The following is a 21470-nucleotide window of genomic DNA, read 5'->3' as shown; positions in this document are numbered from 1 at the left end:
AGCTAGTCAGTGAAAGGAACCCCATGCAAAACCCATCTACACAAACCAAATTAGCGATTTTTGATCTCGATGACACCCTGATCCGTGGCGATAGCAGCGTACTTTGGACGCAATATTTATGGGATAAGAAAATCATTACCGACCCGCGTTTTGTCGAAGCCGATAAAGAGATGATGGCACAATACAACGCGGGCAATTTGGATATGGTGACTTACTTAAAGTTTAGTTTGCAGACCCTTGATGGCATCAAGACAGAGCAAGTCGATGAGTGGTTAGATGATTTTGTGGATACCATTATTATTCCGCGCATTTACCCTAACGCATTAAGCACCGTCGCCTCATATCGATCTCAAGGGATCCCGATCATTGTGATCTCCGCAACGGTTACCTTTATCGTGAAGAAGGTAGCGGATCGCCTTGGCGCCGATGTCACGATGGGTATTGATATTAAGCGTTCAAATGGCTGTTACACCACCGAAGTCGATGGCATCCCGACCTTCAAAGAGGGCAAAGTTAAGCGTTTAACTCAGTGGATTTCCCACCAGCCCATCACCGATGCGTATATTTATTTCTACACCGATTCCGCCAATGACCTACCAATGTGTCATTTCGCCGATGAGACGTTTATCGTCAACGGTGACCCGCGCCTGCTCCAAGCCGCCAACGAAAATCACTGGCCGCAATATTCGTGGAGTTTGTAAAACCCATATTTAGCCAACCTAGTTTTAACTTTTAATTTCTAGGTTTTGGATTTTTAGGTTTTTAACTAACTGCCTTTCAAAGGTTCCTCTAAATTATTCGTGCTAGAGGAAGGCGGCAAACTAATCCCCAACCTAGTTTTAACTTTTAATTTCTAGGTTTTGGATTTTTACCCAATACACTGATTTCCCCTAAATTATTCGAGTGAGAAGAAGGTGGCAAGCGAGGATATCCCTAGGAGCATACACAAGTATGTAACTAGGGTAGCCGAGAGAAGCCAACGCACTTATCGCTTGAAGAATGACGGGGAAACTTTATACTGAAGAATCTTGTCGGAGTGCCTAGCATGTGCAAACATCAGGCTGAGACCGTTAATTCGGGATCCGCGGAACCTGATCGGGTTAATACCCGCGAAGGGAACAAGAGTAATCATTCAGCGCAATTTTCGCTCATTTATTTGGCGAAAAACTAGCCGCAACGCCTTACCATTACTCCTCCGAACTCCAGACAAGCAACTTTCTTTCGATAAACCCGCTATTGGCGTTTTACGCCGTATAGCCTGTGACGATGTCAGGAAATTGCTATGTCCAATAATGCTAATAATTCAGTTATACCGAGTACCGATATTTCCCCTAAAGCTGCGCCTGCACGCACACGAAAAGAGCAACGTGACGCCGCAGAAGACTTTATCAATACCCTTTCCGGTGTTTCATTCCCTAACTCTGAGCGTATTTACCTGCGAGGCTCACGGAACGATATCCAAGTTCCCATGCGCGAAATTCAGCTCTCCCCGACACTTATCGGCGGTGACAAAGATAATCCCAAGTTTGAAGATAACGAAGCTGTCCCCGTCTATGATACCTCTGGCCCTTATGGCGATCCGGCTTCTGAACTCAATGTTCACAAAGGATTGAAAAAAATCCGTGCGCCGTGGATCAATGAACGCACTGATACGATTGCCGTCGAGAATCTCAGCTCTGACTTTACCCAGCAGCGCTTAGCGGATGCGGGCTTAGATCACTTACGTTTTAATCATCGTCCTGCACCACTAAAAGCGCAAACAGGCAAATGTGTCACTCAGTTGCACTATGCTCGCCAAGGCATTGTGACTCCTGAAATGGAATTTATCGCTATCCGTGAAAATATGGGCCGTGAACGTATTCGCAGCGAAGTGTTAAGACAGCAGCATCCGGGGCAAAGCTTCGGCGCTATTTTGCCAGAAAATATTACCCCTGAATTTGTACGCCAAGAAGTGGCTGCCGGTCGTGCAATTATTCCTGCCAATATTAACCACCCTGAATCTGAACCGATGATTATCGGGCGCAATTTCTTAGTGAAAGTGAATGCCAATATCGGTAACTCCTCGGTGACTTCATCCATCGAGGAAGAGGTGGAAAAACTGATTTGGTCTACTCGCTGGGGCGCAGATACGGTGATGGATTTATCCACCGGTCGCTATATTCACGAAACCCGCGAATGGATTTTACGTAATAGCCCAGTGCCAATTGGTACCGTGCCTATCTACCAAGCGCTCGAAAAAGTGAACGGTGTTGCTGAAAATCTCACTTGGGAAATGTTCCGCGACACCCTGCTGGAACAAGCCGAGCAAGGGGTGGATTACTTCACTATCCATGCCGGCGTTTTACTGCGCTATGTGCCAATGACGGCGAAGCGCCTGACTGGCATTGTCTCTCGCGGTGGCTCTATCATGGCGAAATGGTGTTTATCCCACCATCAAGAAAACTTCCTGTATGAGCATTTCCGTGAAATTTGCGAAATTTGCGCCGCTTATGATGTATCGCTGTCTCTTGGAGATGGGTTACGTCCGGGTTCTGTGCAAGATGCCAACGATGAAGCACAATTCTCAGAGTTACATACATTAGGCGAGCTGACCAAAATTGCGTGGGAATACGATGTGCAGGTGATGATTGAAGGCCCGGGACATGTTCCGATGCAGATGATCCGTCGCAATATGACCGAAGAGCTAGAGCACTGCCACGAAGCCCCATTCTATACCTTAGGCCCCCTAACCACCGATATCGCACCGGGTTATGACCATTTCACTTCCGGCATTGGCGCGGCGATGATTGGCTGGTTTGGCTGTGCAATGCTGTGCTACGTGACGCCAAAAGAGCATCTTGGTTTACCGAACAAAGAAGATGTCAAACAGGGGCTGATTACCTACAAGATCGCTGCCCACGCCGCTGATCTCGCGAAAGGTCATCCAGGGGCGCAGATTCGTGATAATGCTATGTCCAAAGCGCGTTTTGAGTTCCGTTGGGAAGACCAGTTTAACCTCGCCCTAGACCCTGAAACCGCTCGTAAATATCACGATGAAACCTTGCCGCAAGCGTCAGGGAAAATCGCCCACTTCTGCTCTATGTGTGGACCAAAATTCTGCTCCATGAAAATTTCCCAAGAAGTTCGTGACTATGCTGCACAAAAGGAAGCGGGTATGGAGCAGATGTCGGAAGCATTCCGTGCTCACGGTAGCGAACTCTATCATGGGGCTGAGATTACTGAGGTCGTGAGTGATGAACAAAACGCTTAATCTCCCAAAAAGTCCATTTCCACCGACCGAGCATTGCCTCGGTCTGTACCCGGTTGTGGATTCTATTGAATGGATTGAACGCCTGCTAAATGCAGGTGTTTCCACCTTGCAATTGCGCATCAAAGACAAGCAAGACCACCAAGTTCGCGATCAAATTCAGCAAGCAATAGCGCTTGGCAAGCAGCATAACGCCCGATTATTTATTAATGACTATTGGCGTTTAGCCATAGAGCTGGGCGCCTATGGCGTACACTTAGGGCAAGAAGATCTGGAAACCACCGACCTAGTTGCTATTCACCAAGCTGGGCTACGGTTGGGGATCTCCACCCACGATCCTGATGAAGTCGCGATTGCCAAAACCGTGCGCCCATCTTATATCGCCCTTGGGCATATTTTTCCGACCCAGACCAAGCAGATGCCTTCCTCTCCGCAAGGTTTAGACGCGTTAAAGCAGATGGTTATCGATACACCGGACTATCCGACCGTGGCCATCGGAGGGATATCCATTGACCGCGTACCTGCGGTGCTTGCCACTGGCGTTGGCAGTGTAGCGGTTGTCAGTGCCATCACCCAAGCCGATGACTGGCAAAGTGCAACGCGAACATTGCTGGATCTGGTTGAATCGACCGCTCGCTTAAAGGAAAACGACCATGCTCAATGATCTCGAATTTATGCGTTATAGCCGCCAATTGCTGCTTGAGGATGTCAGTCCTGAAGGGCAACAAAAACTCAAACAGAGCAAGGTATTGATTGTCGGTTTAGGTGGACTAGGCTCCCCTGCAAGTTTGTATCTCGCGGGGGCGGGTGTCGGTGAATTATGGATAGCGGATCATGATGACCTGCATGTGTCTAACTTGCAACGCCAAGTGCTGTATGACACACAGGATATTAACCAGTCGAAAGCTCAGCTGGCCGCAGCGCGTTTAAAGCGGCTTAATCCCCATACCAAGACGCGCATTTTCCAACAAAAGCTGGATGCTGAAAGTTTGCTTCCCTTAGTGGAGCAGGTGGATTTGGTGCTGGATTGCTGTGACAACATGGCCACTCGCCATGCGGTCAATGCCGCGTGCGTCATTAGCAATATCCCGCTCGTCAGTGGCAGTGCCGTTGGCTTTGGCGGGCAATTGATGGTGCTTGAGCCGCCTTTTCAATCGGGCTGCTACGCCTGCTTGTATCCCGACCAAGAAGAGCCTCAACGTAACTGCCGCACAGCGGGAGTATTGGGGCCAGTGGTAGGTGTGATTGGCACGTTACAAGCGTTGGAAGCCATCAAATTGCTGGTGGGGTTACCCTCTCCGTTAAGTGGAAAACTGCGCCTGTTTGATGGAAAGCAGCAGCAATGGAATACCTTGCAACTAACTCGATCAAAACAGTGTCCCGTCTGCCGAGAAGCCACATGCATATCATAATCAATGACCAGCCGATGGAGGTTGAATCGCCCATAACCGTCCACCAGCTATTAACACTGCTCGGGCAAAGTACATCCGGCTCAGCACTGGCTATCAACCAAATAATCATTCCCAAAAGCCAGTGGGAGAGCCATTTTTTGAATGAACAAGACAACATTCTGCTGTTTCAAGCTATCGCAGGGGGTTAATGATGTTAAAAATTGCTGATGTCACTTTTCAGTCACGTTTATTTACTGGAACAGGCAAGTTTGCCAATCCAACATTAATGCAGCAAGCCATCCAAGCATCGGGTAGCCAGCTGGTGACCATGGCGATGAAGCGTGTTAATTTACGCGGGCAAGATGACGGTATTTTGCAGCCACTTCAAGAGTTGGGAGTTAAGTTACTTCCCAACACGTCCGGCGCCAAGAATGCCCAAGAAGCTATTTTTGCCGCACGTCTCGCTCGTGAAGCGCTCGGCACTCATTGGGTAAAACTCGAAATCCATCCCGATGTCCGTTACTTATTGCCAGATCCTATTGAAACGTTACTCGCCGCAGAGCAACTGGTTAAAGAAGGGTTTGTCGTGTTGCCTTATTGCAGCGCGGATCCCGTGTTATGTAAGCGACTGGAAGAAGTGGGCTGCGCGGCGGTGATGCCTCTCGGCGCGCCAATTGGTACCAATAAAGGTTTAGTGACCAAGGAGATGCTGCAAATTATCATCGAACAGGCCAATGTACCCGTGGTGGTGGATGCAGGAATTGGTGCCCCTAGCCACGCTGCCGAAGCCATTGAAATGGGGGCTGATGCGGTACTAGTCAATACAGCCATCGCTGTCGCTAAACAGCCCGTATTAATGGCACAAGCCTTTAAAATGGCAGTTGAAGCGGCACAACTCGCTCGTCAAAGTGGGCTTGCGGCCCCCAAACAGCGAGCAGAGGCATCCAGCCCTCTGACTCAATTTTTGGAGGCGCTGCAATGATTGAAAGCTTTCGGGAGCGTTGGGAACAGCTGGATTGGGACGATCTCACATTACAGATCAATAGCAAAACCGCCGCGGATGTAGAGCAAGCATTGCAGAGTGATACATTGACTCTCGATGACTTTATGGCGCTACTTTCCCCTGCGGGGCGGCATTACATCGAACCGATGGCACAAAAGGCGCAGCGCTTAACACGTCAACGTTTTGGTCATACTGTTGGATTTTATGTTCCTCTATACCTTTCCAATTTATGTGCCAATGACTGTACCTATTGCGGGTTTTCGATGAGCAACCGCATTAAGCGCAAAACCCTTGATGACGCCGAAATTGTTCGTGAATGTGAAACCATCCGCCAAATTGGTTTTGACAGTTTGCTCTTGGTAACGGGTGAACATCAAACCAAAGTCGGAATGGACTATTTTCGCCGCCATATCCCAGTGATCCGCTCCTATTTCAGTTCGCTCATGATGGAGGTTCAGCCTTTATCAACCGAAGAATATCGCGAGCTAAAAACCTTGGGATTAGATGGCGTGATGGTATACCAAGAAACCTACCATGAGCCGACTTATCAACTTCATCATTTAAAAGGCAAAAAACAGGATTTTCATTGGCGATTAGCAACGCCAGAGCGCCTTGGCCAAGCGGGTGTTGATAAAATTGGATTGGGAGCATTAATTGGGCTTTCCAGTAGCTGGCGAACGGATTGTTATATGGTGGCAGAACATCTGCTGTATATGCAGCAATACTATTGGCAGAGCCGCTATTCCATTTCATTTCCACGCCTACGCCCTTGTGCAGGGGGAATCGAGCCCGCCTCACTGATGGGGGATGCGGAGCTGGTTCAGTTAATCTGTGCATTTCGCTTGCTTGCCCCGACGGTGGAATTGTCGCTGTCCACCCGAGAATCTCCTTATTTTCGGGATCATGTGGTACCACTGGCGATTAACAGTGTCAGTGCGGGCTCTAAAACTCAACCTGGAGGCTATGCGGATTCGAAAACCGAGTTAGAGCAGTTCTCGCCCCACGATAACCGCAGTGCAGCACAAGTCGCCCATGCTTTAGTACAAGCCGGGTTACAACCTGTTTGGAAAGATTGGGATGGCTACTTAGGACGTTAACGGTTCCATTTTCAATGGGAAATATTGAATAGAATATTTCCCATTAAATGGAACTTGGAGAATATGACGTTTGATTTTTAAATAATAATATTAATCTGATCACAAAAACTAAAAGAATACGTCATTAGTCTGGCTGAATTAAAATATTAATAATATTTAAAAAAATATTTTAATAGTTTTTTAAACTGCGATAACATTATTATAATAGTATAACTGAATTTTAAATTTTTATTATCTTCGTTAAATAACAATTTAAGTTAGGAAAGTTGAATATCTAGCATTAAATATAACCAGCGGTAACCAACCAAAAATACTTTATTTATATCAACTAGATAAATTAACCTTCCATTGAGTACTTTGTGATGCATATTCTAATTTAATAATTAAATATTGCCACTTCTATTCCTCTTTTTTAATCACTCTGTGTCTTTAATCAAAAAAATAACTGGTCAGATATTTATTTTGTCGTTATTCATGATAAAAGAATATTGCAACGAAGTGATGTTTGTCTTCATTGCAATAATGAAAGTATAAAAATAATGCATCACGATGATGCTGGAGAATGAGAATAATGAATATTGTTGACCGTTTTATTTCTTATACAAAAATTAACACCACCACGAATAGGGAAAAAGGCGCCGCAGGCATCATGCCATCCTCTGAAGGCCAGCGCGTTCTTGCCAAACAGTTAGTTCAAGAGTTAGAAGGCTTAGGCTTACAGGATATCAAACTGCGAGATACGGCTATCGTGACCGCTACACTGCCTTCTAATCTCGATTATAAAGTGCCTACAGTGGCATTTTTCGGTCACTTAGATACCAGCGCAGAACAGACTAACGACACCAAAGCACAAATTTTGCCTTACAACGGCGAAGATATTTGCATGAACAAAGAACTCAATATTTACCTGCGTAAAAGTGAGTTCCCAGAATTAGGAAATTACCTTGGTGATGACATCATTGTCACCGACGGTACCAGCCTATTAGGTGCCGATGATAAAGCGGCTATCGCCTCGATTATGGATATGTTGCAGTACTTTAAACAAAACCCAGACATCAAACACGGGGACATCAAAGTGGGCTTCGTTCCTGATGAAGAACAAGGTCTACGCGGTGCGAAAGTGTTTGATGTTAAAGAGTTTGGTGCAGATTTTGCCTATACCCTAGATTGCTGTGGTATTGGCGAACTGGTGTATGAAAACTGGAATGCGGGGGATGTTGAAATCATCTTTACAGGTAAATCAGCTCACCCAATGTCCGCGAAAGGCAAACTGGTGAACTCCCTGCTAATGGCACAGAAATTTATCGCGATGCTACCAGGCGGCGAAGCACCTGAATATACCGAAAACCGTGAAGGTTATTACTGGGTTAAGCAGATGTCCGGTAACAGCGCTCGCACAGTGCTGAAAATGGATGTGCGTGACTTTACCGAAGAGGGCTACCGCGCTCGTATGGCATTCCTGAAAAAATTAGCGGGTCACTGTGAAGACTTATGGGGACCAGAAAGTGTCACTTGCACTTTAGCTGACCGTTACTCAAACGTGTTCAACAGCTTACAAGGTGAAAACCGTTATCCAATCGATATTGCACACGCCGCTTATGAAGCTTGTGGTATTACGCCAAAAGTGATCCCAATGCGTGGAGGCTATGATGGAGCCGCGCTTTCACAAAATGGACTTCCTTGCCCGAATATTTTCACCGGTGCTCATAACTTCCACTCGATTTATGAATATCTGCCAGTGAAATCCCTGTATGCCGCCAGTGATGTTTTAAAACAAGTGGTACAAATTACGGCTGAACGTTTCAAGCCAGGAGCTAAAGCATGATCCCAATTCTAACGGTTCTGATTATCGTTGTTTTGGTTGCTCGCTTTATTTTGAAGGGATACAAAGCTGAACCCGTGTTATTAATTGCGGGTTTGGCATTGATGATTTTCACTCTAGCCTTAGGCTGGGGTCCGATCCTACCGAAAAGCGTCGCAACCACGGGCATTACTTGGCTTGATCCGTTTGAAGTGATGCGCGACCTATTTAGTAGCCGTGCTGCTGATCTTGGTCTGATGATCATGGCATTAATGGGTTTTGCTCACTATATGGATCATATCGGTGCCAACGAAGCTGTGGTACGTGTTGCAACTAAGCCTCTGAAAAATATGCGTTCGCCTTATGTGCTGCTATTTTTCTCATTCTTGTTAGCGAGTATCTTACAGTTAGCTATTCCATCGGCGACAGGCTTAGCCGTGCTGTTAATGGGTACGATGTTCCCAATTATGATTGGTTTGGGACTCTCTCCTGCCTCTGCCGCTGGGGTTATCGCAACATCCCTTGGGGTTGCTTATACACCAACCGCGATTGATGCTATCCGTGGTGCGAAAGCCGTTGATATGTCTGTCGTTGAATATGTCCTTTACTACCAAGGGCCTGCGGCATTAGCCACGGTGCTAGTGGTCGGTATTACCCATATTTTCTGGCAACGTCATTGTGACCGAAAACAGGGTTTCGTCCCTGAAATCGGTAAAGCAGTCCAGTCTCACGACAAAGAAGCAACAACCAAATCGGTACCGGGCTACTATGCCATTTTACCGATGCTGCCAATCATTATGGCGGTCGGCTCTTCCAACCTGTTCTTTGAGGGAATTCATCTAGATGTTGTGACCATCGTACTGATTGCTATGGCGATTTGTATGGTACTGGAAACCATCCGAGTACGTAACTTCAAGCAAGTGTGTAATGGCTTTCAAACCTTTTTGAATGGGATGGGGCATGCGTTCAGTAACGTAGTCGGGCTGTTAGTCGCTGCGGGCGTGTTTGCTCACGGGATCAAAGTCAGTGGTGCCATCGACCAGTTAATCCTTGGCGCTGAATCCGTTGGTTTACCACCGTTTGCAATGGCGATTGTGTTCGCATTAGTCACCTTAGCCGCCGCGATTATTATGGGTTCTGGTAACGCACCATTCTTAGCATTCGTGGAATTGATCCCACAAATTGCACACAGCATGGGGGTTAACCCAATTGCGATGATCCTGCCAATGCAGCAGGCTTCTCATATGGGGCGCGGTATGTCTCCGGTTTCGGGGGTGATAATCGCCGTATCCAGTGGTGCCAAACTTCAGCCATTCGATGTGGTGAAACGAACTGCCATACCGTTGATGGTGGGCTTTGTGGCTCACTGCGCAATTATCGGTATCTTCTACTAAATCGTACTCTGATATATATCCATAGAGTTTAATCTGTACACCACAAATAAGGCCCCAATGGAATTCATTGCGGGCCTTATCCTATTGAAGAACAATAATCTGTTTCCACTCACTTATTATCCTGTCGGAGAGTAGTATTGTGTGATTTCCGTGATTGATGACCAATCCCGCAATAGATAGCCGTAATTGCAATCTATTCGATGCCTGGATAAGCCGAAGAGTATTAATCGGGAGCTGAGCATGCAAAATGATGCTATCTCCGCTGTAATAGCAGTGACAAGATAATTCTTCTTCTGCCTCATCATCTATTTTGAGAAAAGTGTCTGAGTGGACATCACCACAGCCATACTCTGCATCATAATCTAGCCATATAATATCTTCTGAGCTGGAACGACTAGCATGGCTATATATTTCAATTTCATACTTAGGCTTATCTGTTCCGATTCGATAAAACATAATAGATGTTCCATCATTTAGCCGTGAGCTACTGACTAGCAGGGTTTGTCCATCATGTTTTTCTTCGGTGATAGGCGCCAAAATATTATCCTCTGTTACCTATGACTAACGTTATGAGCGGTATATTAGCGAGGTACTTTATTCATTTTTTATCATAGATACCAGTCAGTAATCCCAATTTATAAAATCTTTCTCACAAATATTCATTTGACTCGTCGTAGTATTAGGCCTGCAATTGCAGGCCTTTTGATTATTATTTTTGACACTGGCAAACTGAATGATGATGCGAGTGGTGGCTGTGATGGCTTTCGTTACCACAGCAAGCATCTATCGCCTTATTGATAATTTCAGCTAGCGTATTCACCGTTCCTAAGATAGTCGGCAGTTGGTCACAGACATTTGCACAGTCTGAACGCTCTGGATTTGGGATAGTCGGAGGGATCAAACTGTCACAAAGAATTTCTTGCAAGACTAAAGCGAAGTTGGCTATGCCAGTGGTGTAGATATAAGAACGCCCCCCCGTTTGCTCAGCTAGGCGGGCATATTCTTTTGTGACTCTGTCTCTATCCGCTAGGCTTGGGAAACGGTCAAGATTGGTTGGCGCATCATCCGGTGTCCCTTGATAGGTATACACTTTGACATGAGCATGTTGAGCAACGTCAATCGCTTCATTGTTTTTGGCTATTGCCGCACTGGTAAGTCGGCCACCTCCTCCCTCCATGCCTTCGTCACCTAAGACAAAAATGGCTCGACGAGCGCCATCACGCCAATCAAAGTATTTACTCACATCAATAACGGCACGACAAAGATCTTCTTTATTACCTGCATGGTCAATACCATCAGCCTCTTTAAAAGGTGGGCGCGCTTGTAGGCTGCTTTCGTTAACCCCTTTTAAGATTAAATAATCACTCACTGATTGATCAAACTTAGTACCAGACCAAACACCTTGTATCCCTAAGAATGTGGCGCGTAAATGTGATGGGCAATTTGCTGCCGCTTTTTCAATAGCAGCGTCAATTTGTTGGCTTAAATCCGTAGATTCATCAGACATGGAGCCGCTAGTATCAATCACCACGACCAAATCTAAGGCAATATCCCCCGTCCCTGTAACAAGCTGCGAGGTTTGATTAACCATAATACTTGGCGCTCCAAACGAAGCCATATTTTGCATCATGCTGCTAGACGTCATTTTATTATTATTTTCAATGTCATTACTTTCTGTATTTTTACCCATATTTATATTCCTGTTAAATTCATAGTATTTGACTTATTGGATTTTAATATTTGAATAATATATTTAGATAATATTTTTATGACGTATTTAACTACCCCCTAATTGATTCAATCGAGGGCGGTATTATTAATTTATTCGCATTTGCATTGACATAACAATTAATATCAACGCACTGATAAATATTAATTTATTCAGTTAAAAATCAATTCATTAACAAATAAAATTAGTTAAATATTTTTACTCGACATCGTGTTTTCAGAAAAACAAAGTCTAATTAATTGAATTATAAAGCATATATTCATGAATCAATCACTACCCTTCAATTATTAGTAGTTCCTAATAAATGAGATAATGTTCATCACGTTATTGTTCACCTATATTACTTCAAAATTTTAATTGCCAAATTTATTCACCGTGAAAATAGTCAATTAAAAACACAAGCTTATAGAGAAATAGCTTCAACTATTTCCTAACTGAATTATTAATCCTAACTATAACCCTATATGAAATGAAAATATTAATAATACCAAGCCTTACTATTTTTAATTATCGCTCTCCCCAAGACACACCTTAATTACCATCTAATTCAATACACGACGACCAATCTCGAAAGTCCCAATAGCGGGCTTTCTTCTTATATACATACAATGGAGACCCCATGAGTTTAAAGCAGCGCAGTTTAGTTCTCTTGCACACCACCCGTTTCGTCACTTTTGCGACACTCAATCCTGAAAATGTTCCGTGGGCAACCACTGTCGAGCCCAAAATTTTGTTCAATCCTTTGCGGTTTCTTTGGTATTCCGCACATCAAAGCCAACATTCTCAAAATATTCGTTATCACTCTCAAGTGAGCGGAACACTGTTTAATTATCATTTACCTGAATTTGGTTCGGCTGGTTTTGATGGGGCTCAGTTTACGGGGGTTGCACGTGAATTATCAGTTGATGAGTCTGCGGATGCTTATCGTGAATTTCATCAAAATTCGCTTTTCGATGAGACTCAAAATGCGTTGCCTTCTATTGCCCTTGAGCAACTTCAAGGAAATGGTCATTCACGTTTTTATGAGCTTATTGTTGAACAGTGGTGGTTATTTGATACAGCTCACTGGTTGACGAGTCAAGAAAGTCGTCGCATTCCCGTGCCACTGAGTTACCTTAATAATGAATAGCTGGCAATTGGCAGGCAAAAAAAAACCGGTATCTTTCGATACCGGTTTCTACTAAGCGATTTGCAAATCAGAAATTAGTTCTGATTGTCGCTGGTGAAGCCTGCATTTAACAGTTCAGCTAAGTTCGCTGTTGCTTCATCTGCGCTAACTTGTGGAGCTTCCACAGCTTCGCTCAGATGGCGACGACGGATACGATCTTGGTGGTACGCGAAACCGGTACCAGCTGGGATCAGACGTCCAACAATAACGTTTTCTTTCAGGCCGCGTAATTCATCACGCTTACCTGCTACCGCTGCTTCTGTCAGTACGCGAGTTGTTTCTTGGAACGATGCCGCTGAGATAAAGGATTCTGTTGCCAGAGATGCCTTAGTAATACCCAACAGATCACGCTCAAAGTTAGCTGGAATCTTGCCTTCAGTTTCCAGTTTACGGTTAGAAACTTTAACTCGTGAGTATTCAACTTGCTCACCTTCGAGGAATTCAGAGCTTCCTGCATCCGCGATGGTAACTTTACGCAGCATCTGACGAACGATAACTTCGATGTGTTTATCGTTAATCTTAACGCCTTGTAAGCGGTAAACTTCCTGAACTTCGTTGGTGATGTAACGAGTCACAGCATGAACACCACGCAGACGCAGGATGTCATGTGGAGACTCTGGACCATCAGAAACGACGTCACCGCGTTCAACGATTTCACCTTCGAATACGTTAAGCTGACGCCATTTAGGGATCATCTCTTCGTATGGCTCACTTCCATCTAATGGAGTGATAACCAGACGGCGTTTCCCTTTGGTTTCTTTACCAAACGAGATAATACCGCTGATTTCAGCCAGAATCGCAGGCTCTTTCGGACGACGAGCTTCGAACAGGTCAGCAACGCGTGGCAGACCACCCGTGATATCTTTAGTACCTACGGATTCTTGTGGAATACGCGCTAAAGTATCACCGACGTTGATAGCGATGCCATCATCTAACTGAACAATTGCGTTACCCGGTAAGAAATACTGAGCAGGCATGTCCGTGTTAGGGATCAGAACATCTTTACCATTCGCATCGATTACACGCAGTGCAGGACGTAAGTCTTTACCAGCACTGGTACGCTCAGCGGTATCCATAACAACGATTGAAGATAGACCGGTTAACTCATCAGTTTGACGAGTCATTGACAGACCTTCAAGCATGTCGGAGAAGCTGATGATACCCGATACTTCACTGACAACTGGCATGGTATGTGGATCCCAGTTTGCAACGGTTTCACCGCCGATAACTGCTGCACCATCACCTTTCGTTAAGTGCGCACCGTAAGGAACTTTATAGCTCTCTTTAGTACGACCGAATTCGTCAATCAGACGCAGTTCTGTATTACGAGAAGTAATTACCAGCTTGCCTTCTGAGTTAGTAACATATTTCGCGTTGAACAGTTTCAACGTACCTGTGTTACGAACTTGGATGCTAGATTCTGCTGCCGCACGAGATGCCGCACCACCGATGTGGAACGTACGCATCGTCAGCTGTGTACCCGGCTCACCGATTGATTGTGCCGCGATAACACCGATAGCTTCACCTTTGTTGATGATATGACCACGAGCAAGGTCACGACCATAACAGTGAGCACACACACCGAAGTCAGTTTCACAACTTACTACGGAACGTACTTTCACACTGTCAACAGAGTTAGCTTCTAACAGGTCACACAGTTTTTCGTGTAACAGTGTATTACGTGGAACCAGAATATCTGCAGTACCTGGGATCAGGATATCTTCTGCAGTTACACGTCCAAGTACACGTTCACGCAGTGGTTCTTTAACGTCGCCACCCTCGATAACCGGAGTCATCAGGATACCTTCGTGAGTACCACAGTCATCTTCAGTGACAACCAAGTCCTGAGCAACGTCAACTAAACGACGAGTCAGATAACCGGAGTTCGCAGTTTTCAATGCGGTATCCGCAAGACCTTTACGAGCACCGTGGGTAGAAATAAAGTACTGGAGAACGTTCAGACCTTCACGGAAGTTCGCCGTGATTGGCGTTTCGATGATGGAGCCATCTGGCTTAGCCATCAGACCACGCATACCGGCCAGCTGACGAATCTGCGCTGCAGAACCACGAGCACCGGAGTCGGCCATCATAAAGATACTGTTGAAGGAAACTTGTTGTTCTTCTTGGCCGTCACGGTTAATGACTGCTTCAGTAGACAAGTTTTCCATCATCGCTTTAGCAACACGTTCGTTTGCTGCTGCCCAGATATCGATAACTTTGTTGTAACGTTCGCCTGCTGTAACCAGACCAGACTGGAACTGTTCCTGAATTTCTGCAACTTCTGCTTCTGCTTCGGCGATAATCCCAGCTTTTTTCTCTGGAATAACCATATCGTCGATACCAACCGATGCACCAGAACGTGCCGCGTAGGCAAAACCGGTATACATGATTTGGTCAGCAAAAATAACAGTTGGTTTCAGACCCAGTACGCGGTAACAGGTGTTCAGCATTTTGGAGATTGCTTTCTTACCTAACGCCTGGTTAACCAGAGAGTAAGGCAGACCTTTCGGTACGATCATCCATAAAATTGCACGGCCAACAGTGGTATCAACTAAACCAGTGTTAATCGTAATGTTACCTTCGCTGTCTTTCACTTCTTCAGTGATACGAACTTTAACGCGGGCATGCAGTGAAGCATGACCTGAACGGTAAACACGCTCAGCTTCTTTAGGACCGGCTAAAACCATGCCCTCGCCTTTCGCGTTTACGCAGTCGCGCGTCATGTAGTAGATACCTAATACAACGTCCTGAGAAGGAACGATGATTGGCTCACCACTTGCCGGAGACAGGATGTTGTTGGTTGACATCATCAACGCACGTGCTTCTAACTGAGCTTCCAGAGTCAGAGGAACGTGTACCGCCATTTGGTCACCATCGAAGTCGGCGTTATATGCCGCACAAACGAGTGGGTGCAATTGGATAGCTTTACCTTCGATCAGAATTGGTTCGAAAGCTTGGATACCCAGACGGTGAAGTGTTGGTGCACGGTTCAGCATAACTGGGTGTTCGCGGATAACTTCATCCAAGATATCCCAAACAACCGCTTCTTCGCGCTCAACCATTTTCTTCGCAGCTTTAATGGTTGTTGCCAGACCACGTAATTCTAATTTGCCGTAGATAAATGGTTTGAATAACTCAAGTGCCATTTTCTTAGGCAGACCGCACTGATGCAGACGCAGGTATGGACCTACGGTGATTACAGAACGACCTGAGTAGTCAACACGCTTACCAAGTAAGTTCTGACGGAAACGACCTTGTTTACCTTTGATCATATCTGCCAAAGATTTCAGAGGACGTTTGTTAGAACCAGTGATTGCGCGACCACGACGACCGTTATCTAACAGTGCGTCAACCGCTTCTTGCAGCATACGTTTTTCGTTACGTACGATGATATCTGGCGCAGCCAGATCCAGAAGACGTTTCAGACGGTTGTTACGGTTGATTACGCGACGATACAGATCGTTCAGATCCGACGTTGCGAAACGACCACCATCCAGTGGTACTAATGGACGCAGATCAGGTGGCAGAACTGGCAGAACGTTCAGGATCATCCACTCTGGTTTGTTACCAGATTGAATAAACGCTTCTAACAGTTTGATACGCTTAGTCAACTTTTTACGCTTGGTTTCTGAGTTAGTTTCGTTTAACTCTTCACGCAGCGTTTCACACTCGTTCTCAAGATCGAGGTTTTTCAGCAGACCTTGGATTGCTTCCGCACCCATTTTCGCGTCGAATTCGTCACCGAACTCTTCTAGCGCATCTAAGTATTGCTCTTCTGTCAGAATCTGTGCGCGCTCAAGACTGGTCATCCCGCCTTCAACAACAACATAAGATTCAAAATACAGAACGCGTTCGATATCGCGCAGTGGCATATCGAGCAGCAAACCGATACGGGATGGCAGTGATTTTAAGAACCAAATATGCGCAGTTGGAGACGCGAGTTCAATATGACCCATACGCTCACGACGCACTTTAGTTTGTGTAACTTCAACGCCACACTTCTCACAAATCACACCGCGATGTTTTAAACGCTTGTACTTACCGCACAGGCATTCGTAGTCTTTTACTGGCCCGAAAATACGCGCACAGAAAAGACCGTCACGCTCAGGTTTGAACGTACGGTAGTTAATGGTTTCTGGCTTTTTAACTTCACCAAATGACCATGAACGGATCATGTCAGGTGATGCCAGAGCAATCTTGATCGCATCAAACTCTTCGGTCTTGGTTTGCGCTTTCAGAAACTTAATTAAGTCTTTCACAAAATGGCTCCTGTCGGAGTTAGACCTGTCAGGTGAGTGCTCGAAGCGACTCTCCCCAAATCCCAGTGCTTACATGGGCCGGAAGGCAAACCTTCCGGCACAGAACGAATTACTCGTCTTCCAGCTCGATGTTGATACCCAGTGAGCGGATTTCTTTCAGCAATACGTTGAAAGATTCCGGCATACCAGGTTCCATCTGATGGCTGCCATCGACGATGTTTTTATACATCTTCGTACGGCCGTTAACGTCATCCGATTTAACTGTAAGCATTTCTTGAAGGGTATAGGCTGCACCGTATGCTTCCAGTGCCCACACTTCCATCTCCCCGAAACGCTGACCACCGAACTGCGCTTTACCACCCAGCGGTTGCTGAGTAACCAAGCTGTAAGAACCAGTTGAACGGGCGTGCATCTTATCGTCAACCAAGTGGTTCAGTTTCAGCATGTACATGTAACCTACGGTGACTTGACGCTCAAATTTCTCGCCAGTACGACCGTCGAACAATGTAATCTGACCTGAAGTTGGCAGACCGCCCAGTTTCAGCAGTTCTTTAATTTCTTTCTCTTTTGCACCATCAAACACTGGTGTTGCAATTGGCATACCTTTTCTCAGGTTCTCTGCCAAACGCATAACTTCTTCATCAGAGAAAGTATTTAAGTCAACTTTCTGACGCGGATCATCACCTAAATCGTAAGCTTTCTGGATGAATTCACGCAGTTTGGCAACTTCTTGCTGCTGTTTAAGCATAGCATTGATTTTTTCACCAATACCTTTAGCAGCCATACCTAAGTGAGTTTCCAGAATCTGACCGATGTTCATACGTGATGGTACGCCCAGTGGGTTCAGAACGATGTCAACTGGGTTACCGTTTTCATCGTAAGGCATGTCTTCAACTGGGTTGATTTTTGAGATAACACCTTTGTTACCATGGCGACCCGCCATTTTATCACCCGGTTGAATCTGACGTTTAACAGCCAGATAAACCTTAACAATTTTCAGTACGCCCGGTGCAAGGTCATCACCTTGAGTGATCTTGCGACGTTTTGCTTCCAGTTTCTTAGCGAACTCAGATTTCAGTTCATCGTACTGTTCAGCTAATTGCTCTAACTGGTTCTGTTTCTCTTCATCAGCTAATGCTAATTCTAACCAACGGTCACGAGGCAATTTGTCCAGTTTATCAGCTTCAATACCACCGCTGATCAGTACAGAACGGATACGAGAGAACAGCGCAGATTCAAAAATACGCAGCTCTTCTGTTAAGTCTTTCTTCGCATCACGTAACTGAGTTTCTTCGATTTCCAGAGCACGTTTGTCTTTCTCTACGCCATCACGGGTAAATACTTGTACGTCGATAACCGTACCAGATACGCCGTTAGGAATACGTAAAGAAGAGTCTTTAACGTCTGAAGCTTTTTCACCGAAGATAGCACGCAGCAGTTTTTCTTCTGGTGTTAATTGGGTTTCACCTTTAGGGGTGACTTTACCAACCAGAATGTCTCCGCCTTTCACTTCTGCACCGATATAAACGATACCGGATTCATCAAGTTTAGACAGTGCTGCTTCACCAACGTTTGGAATATCCGCAGTGATCTCTTCAGGCCCTAATTTGGTGTCACGAGACACACAAGAGAGTTCCTGAATGTGAATAGTTGTGAAACGGTCTTCTTGAACAACACGCTCAGAAACTAAGATGGAGTCTTCGAAGTTATAACCATTCCATGGCATGAATGCCACGCGCATGTTTTGACCCAGTGCTAATTCGCCGAGGTCTGTTGAAGGACCATCCGCTAACACATCACCACGCTCAACTGGTTCACCTAAAGATACGCAAGGCATCTGGTTAATACAGGTGTTCTGGTTAGAACGAGTGTATTTAGTCAGGTTATAGATATCGATTCCAGCTTCGCCCGGATACATCTCATCTTCGTTAACTTTGATAACGATACGAGAAGCATCAACGTATTGAACTGAACCACCACGTCTTGCAACAGCAGTAACACCGGAGTCAACCGCTACTGCACGTTCCATACCTGTACCAACTAATGGTTTGTCAGCACGTAAAGTAGGAACCGCTTGACGTTGCATGTTCGCACCCATCAATGCACGGTTGGCGTCATCGTGTTCAAGGAATGGGATCAGTGACGCACCAACAGAAACAACCTGTTGAGTCGAAACATCCATATATTCAACTTGTTCACGGCTGAATAAGCTTGACTCGCCTTTGTTACGGCAAGTAACTAATTCTTCGATGAAACGGCCATCGTCGCTTAATACGGTGTTTGCCTGAGCAATGATGAAGTTACCTTCTTCGATTGCAGACAGGTAATGGATTTCATCAGTTACGATGCCATCACGGACTAAACGGTATGGAGTTTCTAAGAAACCGTACTCATTGGTCTGTGCATAAACAGATAATGAGTTGATCAGACCGATGTTCGGACCTTCAGGGGTTTCGATTGGACAAACACGACCATAGTGAGTTGGGTGTACGTCACGTACTTCGAAGCCTGCACGTTCACGAGTCAGACCACCTGGGCCTAATGCAGAGATACGACGTTTATGCGTAATTTCAGACAGTGGGTTGTTCTGGTCCATAAATTGAGACAGCTGGCTGGAACCAAAGAACTCTTTAACTGCTGCTGAAATTGGCTTAGCGTTGATCATATCCTGTGGCATTAATGCATCGAGGTCGCCCAGAGAAAGACGCTCTTTCACTGCACGCTCAACACGAACCAGACCTACACGGAATTGGTTCTCAGCCATTTCGCCAACGGAACGAATACGACGGTTACCTAAGTGGTCGATATCATCGACTTCGCCTTTACCGTTACGGATATCGATGAGTTTACGCATAACATCAATGATGTCTTCTTCACTCAGGATACCAGAACCTTCGATTTCATCACGGTTCAGTGAACGGTTGAACTTCATACGACCTACAGCAGACAAGTCGTAACGGTCTTCAGAGAAGAACAGGTTATCGAACAGGTTTTCTGCAGCTTCGCGTGTTGGCGGCTCACCAGGGCGCATCATACGGTAGATTTCTACCAGTGCACTTAAACGATCGTTAGTTGGGTCGACGCGAACGGTTTCAGAGATATAAGCACCGTGGTCTAAGTCGTTGGTGAACAATGTTTCGATTGTTTTGTGACCAGACTGGCTCAGACGTGCCAACATATCTAATGACAGTTCCATATTCGCTGCACAAATCAGCTCACCGGTGCTCTCATCGATGTAATCTCTTGCAACAACTTTACCTGCGATGTATTCAACAGGAACTTCGATATTGCTAACTTCTTCTTTTTCTAACTGACGAATATGACGAGCAGTGATACGACGGCCTTTTTCAACATAAACTTTGCCGTTTGCTTCGATATCGAAAGAAGCAGTTTCACCACGCAGACGCTCAGGAACCAGCGTCATCATCAGTTTGTTATCGCGGATTTGGAATACAGTTTTGTCGAAGAACAGATTTAAGATTTCTTCGGTGTTGTAATCCATTGCACGCAGAATAATGGTCGCAGGTAATTTACGGCGACGGTCAATACGTACAAATAGGTTATCTTTCGGATCGAATTCGAAATCAAGCCATGAACCACGGTAAGGGATAATACGTGCGTTATACAGCACTTTACCTGAAGAGTGAGTTTTACCTTTATCGCTATCGAAGAATACACCAGGACTACGGTGTAACTGGGAAACGATAACACGCTCAGTACCGTTGATAACAAAAGTTCCGTTTTCAGTCATGAGTGGAATTTCACCCATGTAAACTTCTTGTTCTTTGATGTCTTTAACGGTGCCTTCTGGAGCTTCTCGCTCATACACGATCAGGCGAAGTTTTACACGCAGTGGTGCAGAATAGGTCACGCCGCGAATTTGACATTCTTTAACGTCAAAAACAGGCTCGCCTAAACGATAGCTGACATATTGCAGTTCAGCATTACCACTGTAACTCTGAATTGGGAATACGGAACGGAAAGCAGCTTCCAGACCATTCTGGCCATCAGGATCTTGCTCGATAAACTTCTGGAACGAGTCAAGTTGGATGGAAAGGAGATAAGGTATATCCAAAACTTGTGGACGTTTACCAAAATCCTTACGAATACGTTTTTTCTCGGTATAGGAGTAAACCATAGGTTTCCTCAGCTCGTTGATCAGTGACCCAAATCGTTCGCCTTTAGATTAAGGGCAGAACAGGAACGCGTTTTTTGAAGAAATGGAAAATGAATACTTTCCTGAATACCCATTTCTATTACTCTTAAATCATTTCATTGCGTTGCAGTTGCTACCGAGCTACCCGAGCGGGTCGTAGCGCAGAACACAGTATATTAAGTCGTCAAATAGAAAGAAGTATTGGAGGGTTGTTTGTTAACATTA

At 45.4% G+C, this 21470-nt stretch carries 14 protein-coding genes and 1 riboswitch; of the genes, 10 read left to right on the top strand and 4 right to left on the bottom strand.

Annotated elements, in window-relative coordinates; translation table 11 throughout:
- The first annotated feature begins 23 nt into the window (after positions 1 to 23).
- The 9 genes from QS795_RS01615 to dcuC all read left to right on the top strand — a co-directional run bounded on the left by QS795_RS01615 (position 24) and on the right by dcuC (position 9933).
- Positions 24 to 701, top strand: coding sequence for an HAD family hydrolase (locus QS795_RS01615; RefSeq protein WP_286272767.1), 678 nt, complete (start codon positions 24 to 26; stop codon positions 699 to 701).
- 321 nt (positions 702 to 1022) lie between these two features.
- Positions 1023 to 1135: riboswitch (TPP riboswitch) on the top strand.
- A gap of 147 nt (positions 1136 to 1282) precedes the next feature.
- Positions 1283 to 3250: a phosphomethylpyrimidine synthase ThiC gene (thiC, locus tag QS795_RS01610; protein WP_286272766.1), complete on the top strand. Its 1968-nt coding sequence runs from the start codon at positions 1283 to 1285 to the stop codon at positions 3248 to 3250.
- Positions 3234 to 3911 (top strand): thiamine phosphate synthase, encoded by a 678-nt coding sequence (gene thiE, locus QS795_RS01605; RefSeq protein WP_318626770.1) that lies wholly within the window; start codon positions 3234 to 3236, stop codon positions 3909 to 3911. The genes thiC and thiE overlap by 17 nt, the downstream gene beginning before the upstream one ends.
- Positions 3901 to 4659 carry a HesA/MoeB/ThiF family protein gene (locus QS795_RS01600; protein ID WP_181477897.1) on the top strand — a complete coding sequence of 253 codons (759 nt, stop codon included), beginning with the start codon at positions 3901 to 3903 and terminating at the stop codon, positions 4657 to 4659. Before thiE ends, QS795_RS01600 begins: the two co-directional genes overlap by 11 nt.
- A complete protein-coding gene (thiS, locus tag QS795_RS01595; RefSeq protein WP_286272760.1) occupies positions 4647 to 4847 on the top strand; it encodes a sulfur carrier protein ThiS in 201 nt (66 codons plus the stop codon). Before QS795_RS01600 ends, thiS begins: the two co-directional genes overlap by 13 nt.
- A gap of 2 nt (positions 4848 to 4849) precedes the next feature.
- Positions 4850 to 5620: a thiazole synthase gene (locus tag QS795_RS01590; protein WP_181478648.1), complete on the top strand. Its 771-nt coding sequence runs from the start codon at positions 4850 to 4852 to the stop codon at positions 5618 to 5620.
- The gene (gene thiH / locus QS795_RS01585) at positions 5617 to 6738 is read left to right on the top strand and encodes a 2-iminoacetate synthase ThiH (RefSeq protein WP_154603146.1); all 1122 of its coding nucleotides are present in this window, start codon (positions 5617 to 5619) and stop codon (positions 6736 to 6738) included. The genes QS795_RS01590 and thiH overlap by 4 nt, the downstream gene beginning before the upstream one ends.
- A 571-nt stretch (positions 6739 to 7309) precedes the next feature.
- Positions 7310 to 8563 (top strand): peptidase T, encoded by a 1254-nt coding sequence (gene pepT / locus QS795_RS01580; protein ID WP_318626769.1) that lies wholly within the window; start codon positions 7310 to 7312, stop codon positions 8561 to 8563.
- Positions 8560 to 9933: a C4-dicarboxylate transporter DcuC gene (gene dcuC, locus QS795_RS01575; protein ID WP_154626055.1), complete on the top strand. Its 1374-nt coding sequence runs from the start codon at positions 8560 to 8562 to the stop codon at positions 9931 to 9933. Before pepT ends, dcuC begins: the two co-directional genes overlap by 4 nt.
- Positions 9934 to 10014: 81 nt before the next feature.
- Here the strand turns inward: dcuC and QS795_RS01570 are convergent, their stop codons facing one another.
- On the bottom strand, positions 10015 to 10470 hold the full coding sequence (locus QS795_RS01570; protein WP_286272755.1) for a hypothetical protein: 456 nt from the start codon (positions 10468 to 10470) through the stop codon (positions 10015 to 10017).
- 172 nt (positions 10471 to 10642) lie between these two features.
- Complete coding sequence (locus QS795_RS01565) at positions 10643 to 11623, bottom strand: VWA domain-containing protein (protein WP_418055365.1); 981 nt, start codon at positions 11621 to 11623, stop codon at positions 10643 to 10645.
- Positions 11624 to 12281: 658 nt separating this feature from the next.
- On the opposite strand from QS795_RS01565, the gene QS795_RS01560 reads away from it, so the two are divergent.
- Positions 12282 to 12791, top strand: a complete 510-nt coding sequence (locus QS795_RS01560) for a pyridoxamine 5'-phosphate oxidase family protein (protein WP_286272752.1) — start codon at positions 12282 to 12284, stop codon at positions 12789 to 12791.
- Between the two features lie 74 nt (positions 12792 to 12865).
- Here the strand turns inward: QS795_RS01560 and rpoC are convergent, their stop codons facing one another.
- A complete protein-coding gene (rpoC, locus tag QS795_RS01555; RefSeq protein WP_181477894.1) occupies positions 12866 to 17089 on the bottom strand; it encodes a DNA-directed RNA polymerase subunit beta' in 4224 nt (1407 codons plus the stop codon).
- A gap of 109 nt (positions 17090 to 17198) precedes the next feature.
- A complete protein-coding gene (gene rpoB / locus QS795_RS01550; RefSeq protein ID WP_036953635.1) occupies positions 17199 to 21227 on the bottom strand; it encodes a DNA-directed RNA polymerase subunit beta in 4029 nt (1342 codons plus the stop codon).
- Between the last annotated feature and the right edge of the window lie 243 nt (positions 21228 to 21470).

Origin of the sequence: Providencia zhijiangensis, from assembly GCF_030315915.2 — a bacterium.
GTDB classification, from domain to species: domain Bacteria; phylum Pseudomonadota; class Gammaproteobacteria; order Enterobacterales; family Enterobacteriaceae; genus Providencia; species Providencia zhijiangensis.
Note: the sequence above shows the minus strand (reverse complement) of the source record. Positions and strands in the feature narration are given on the sequence as shown.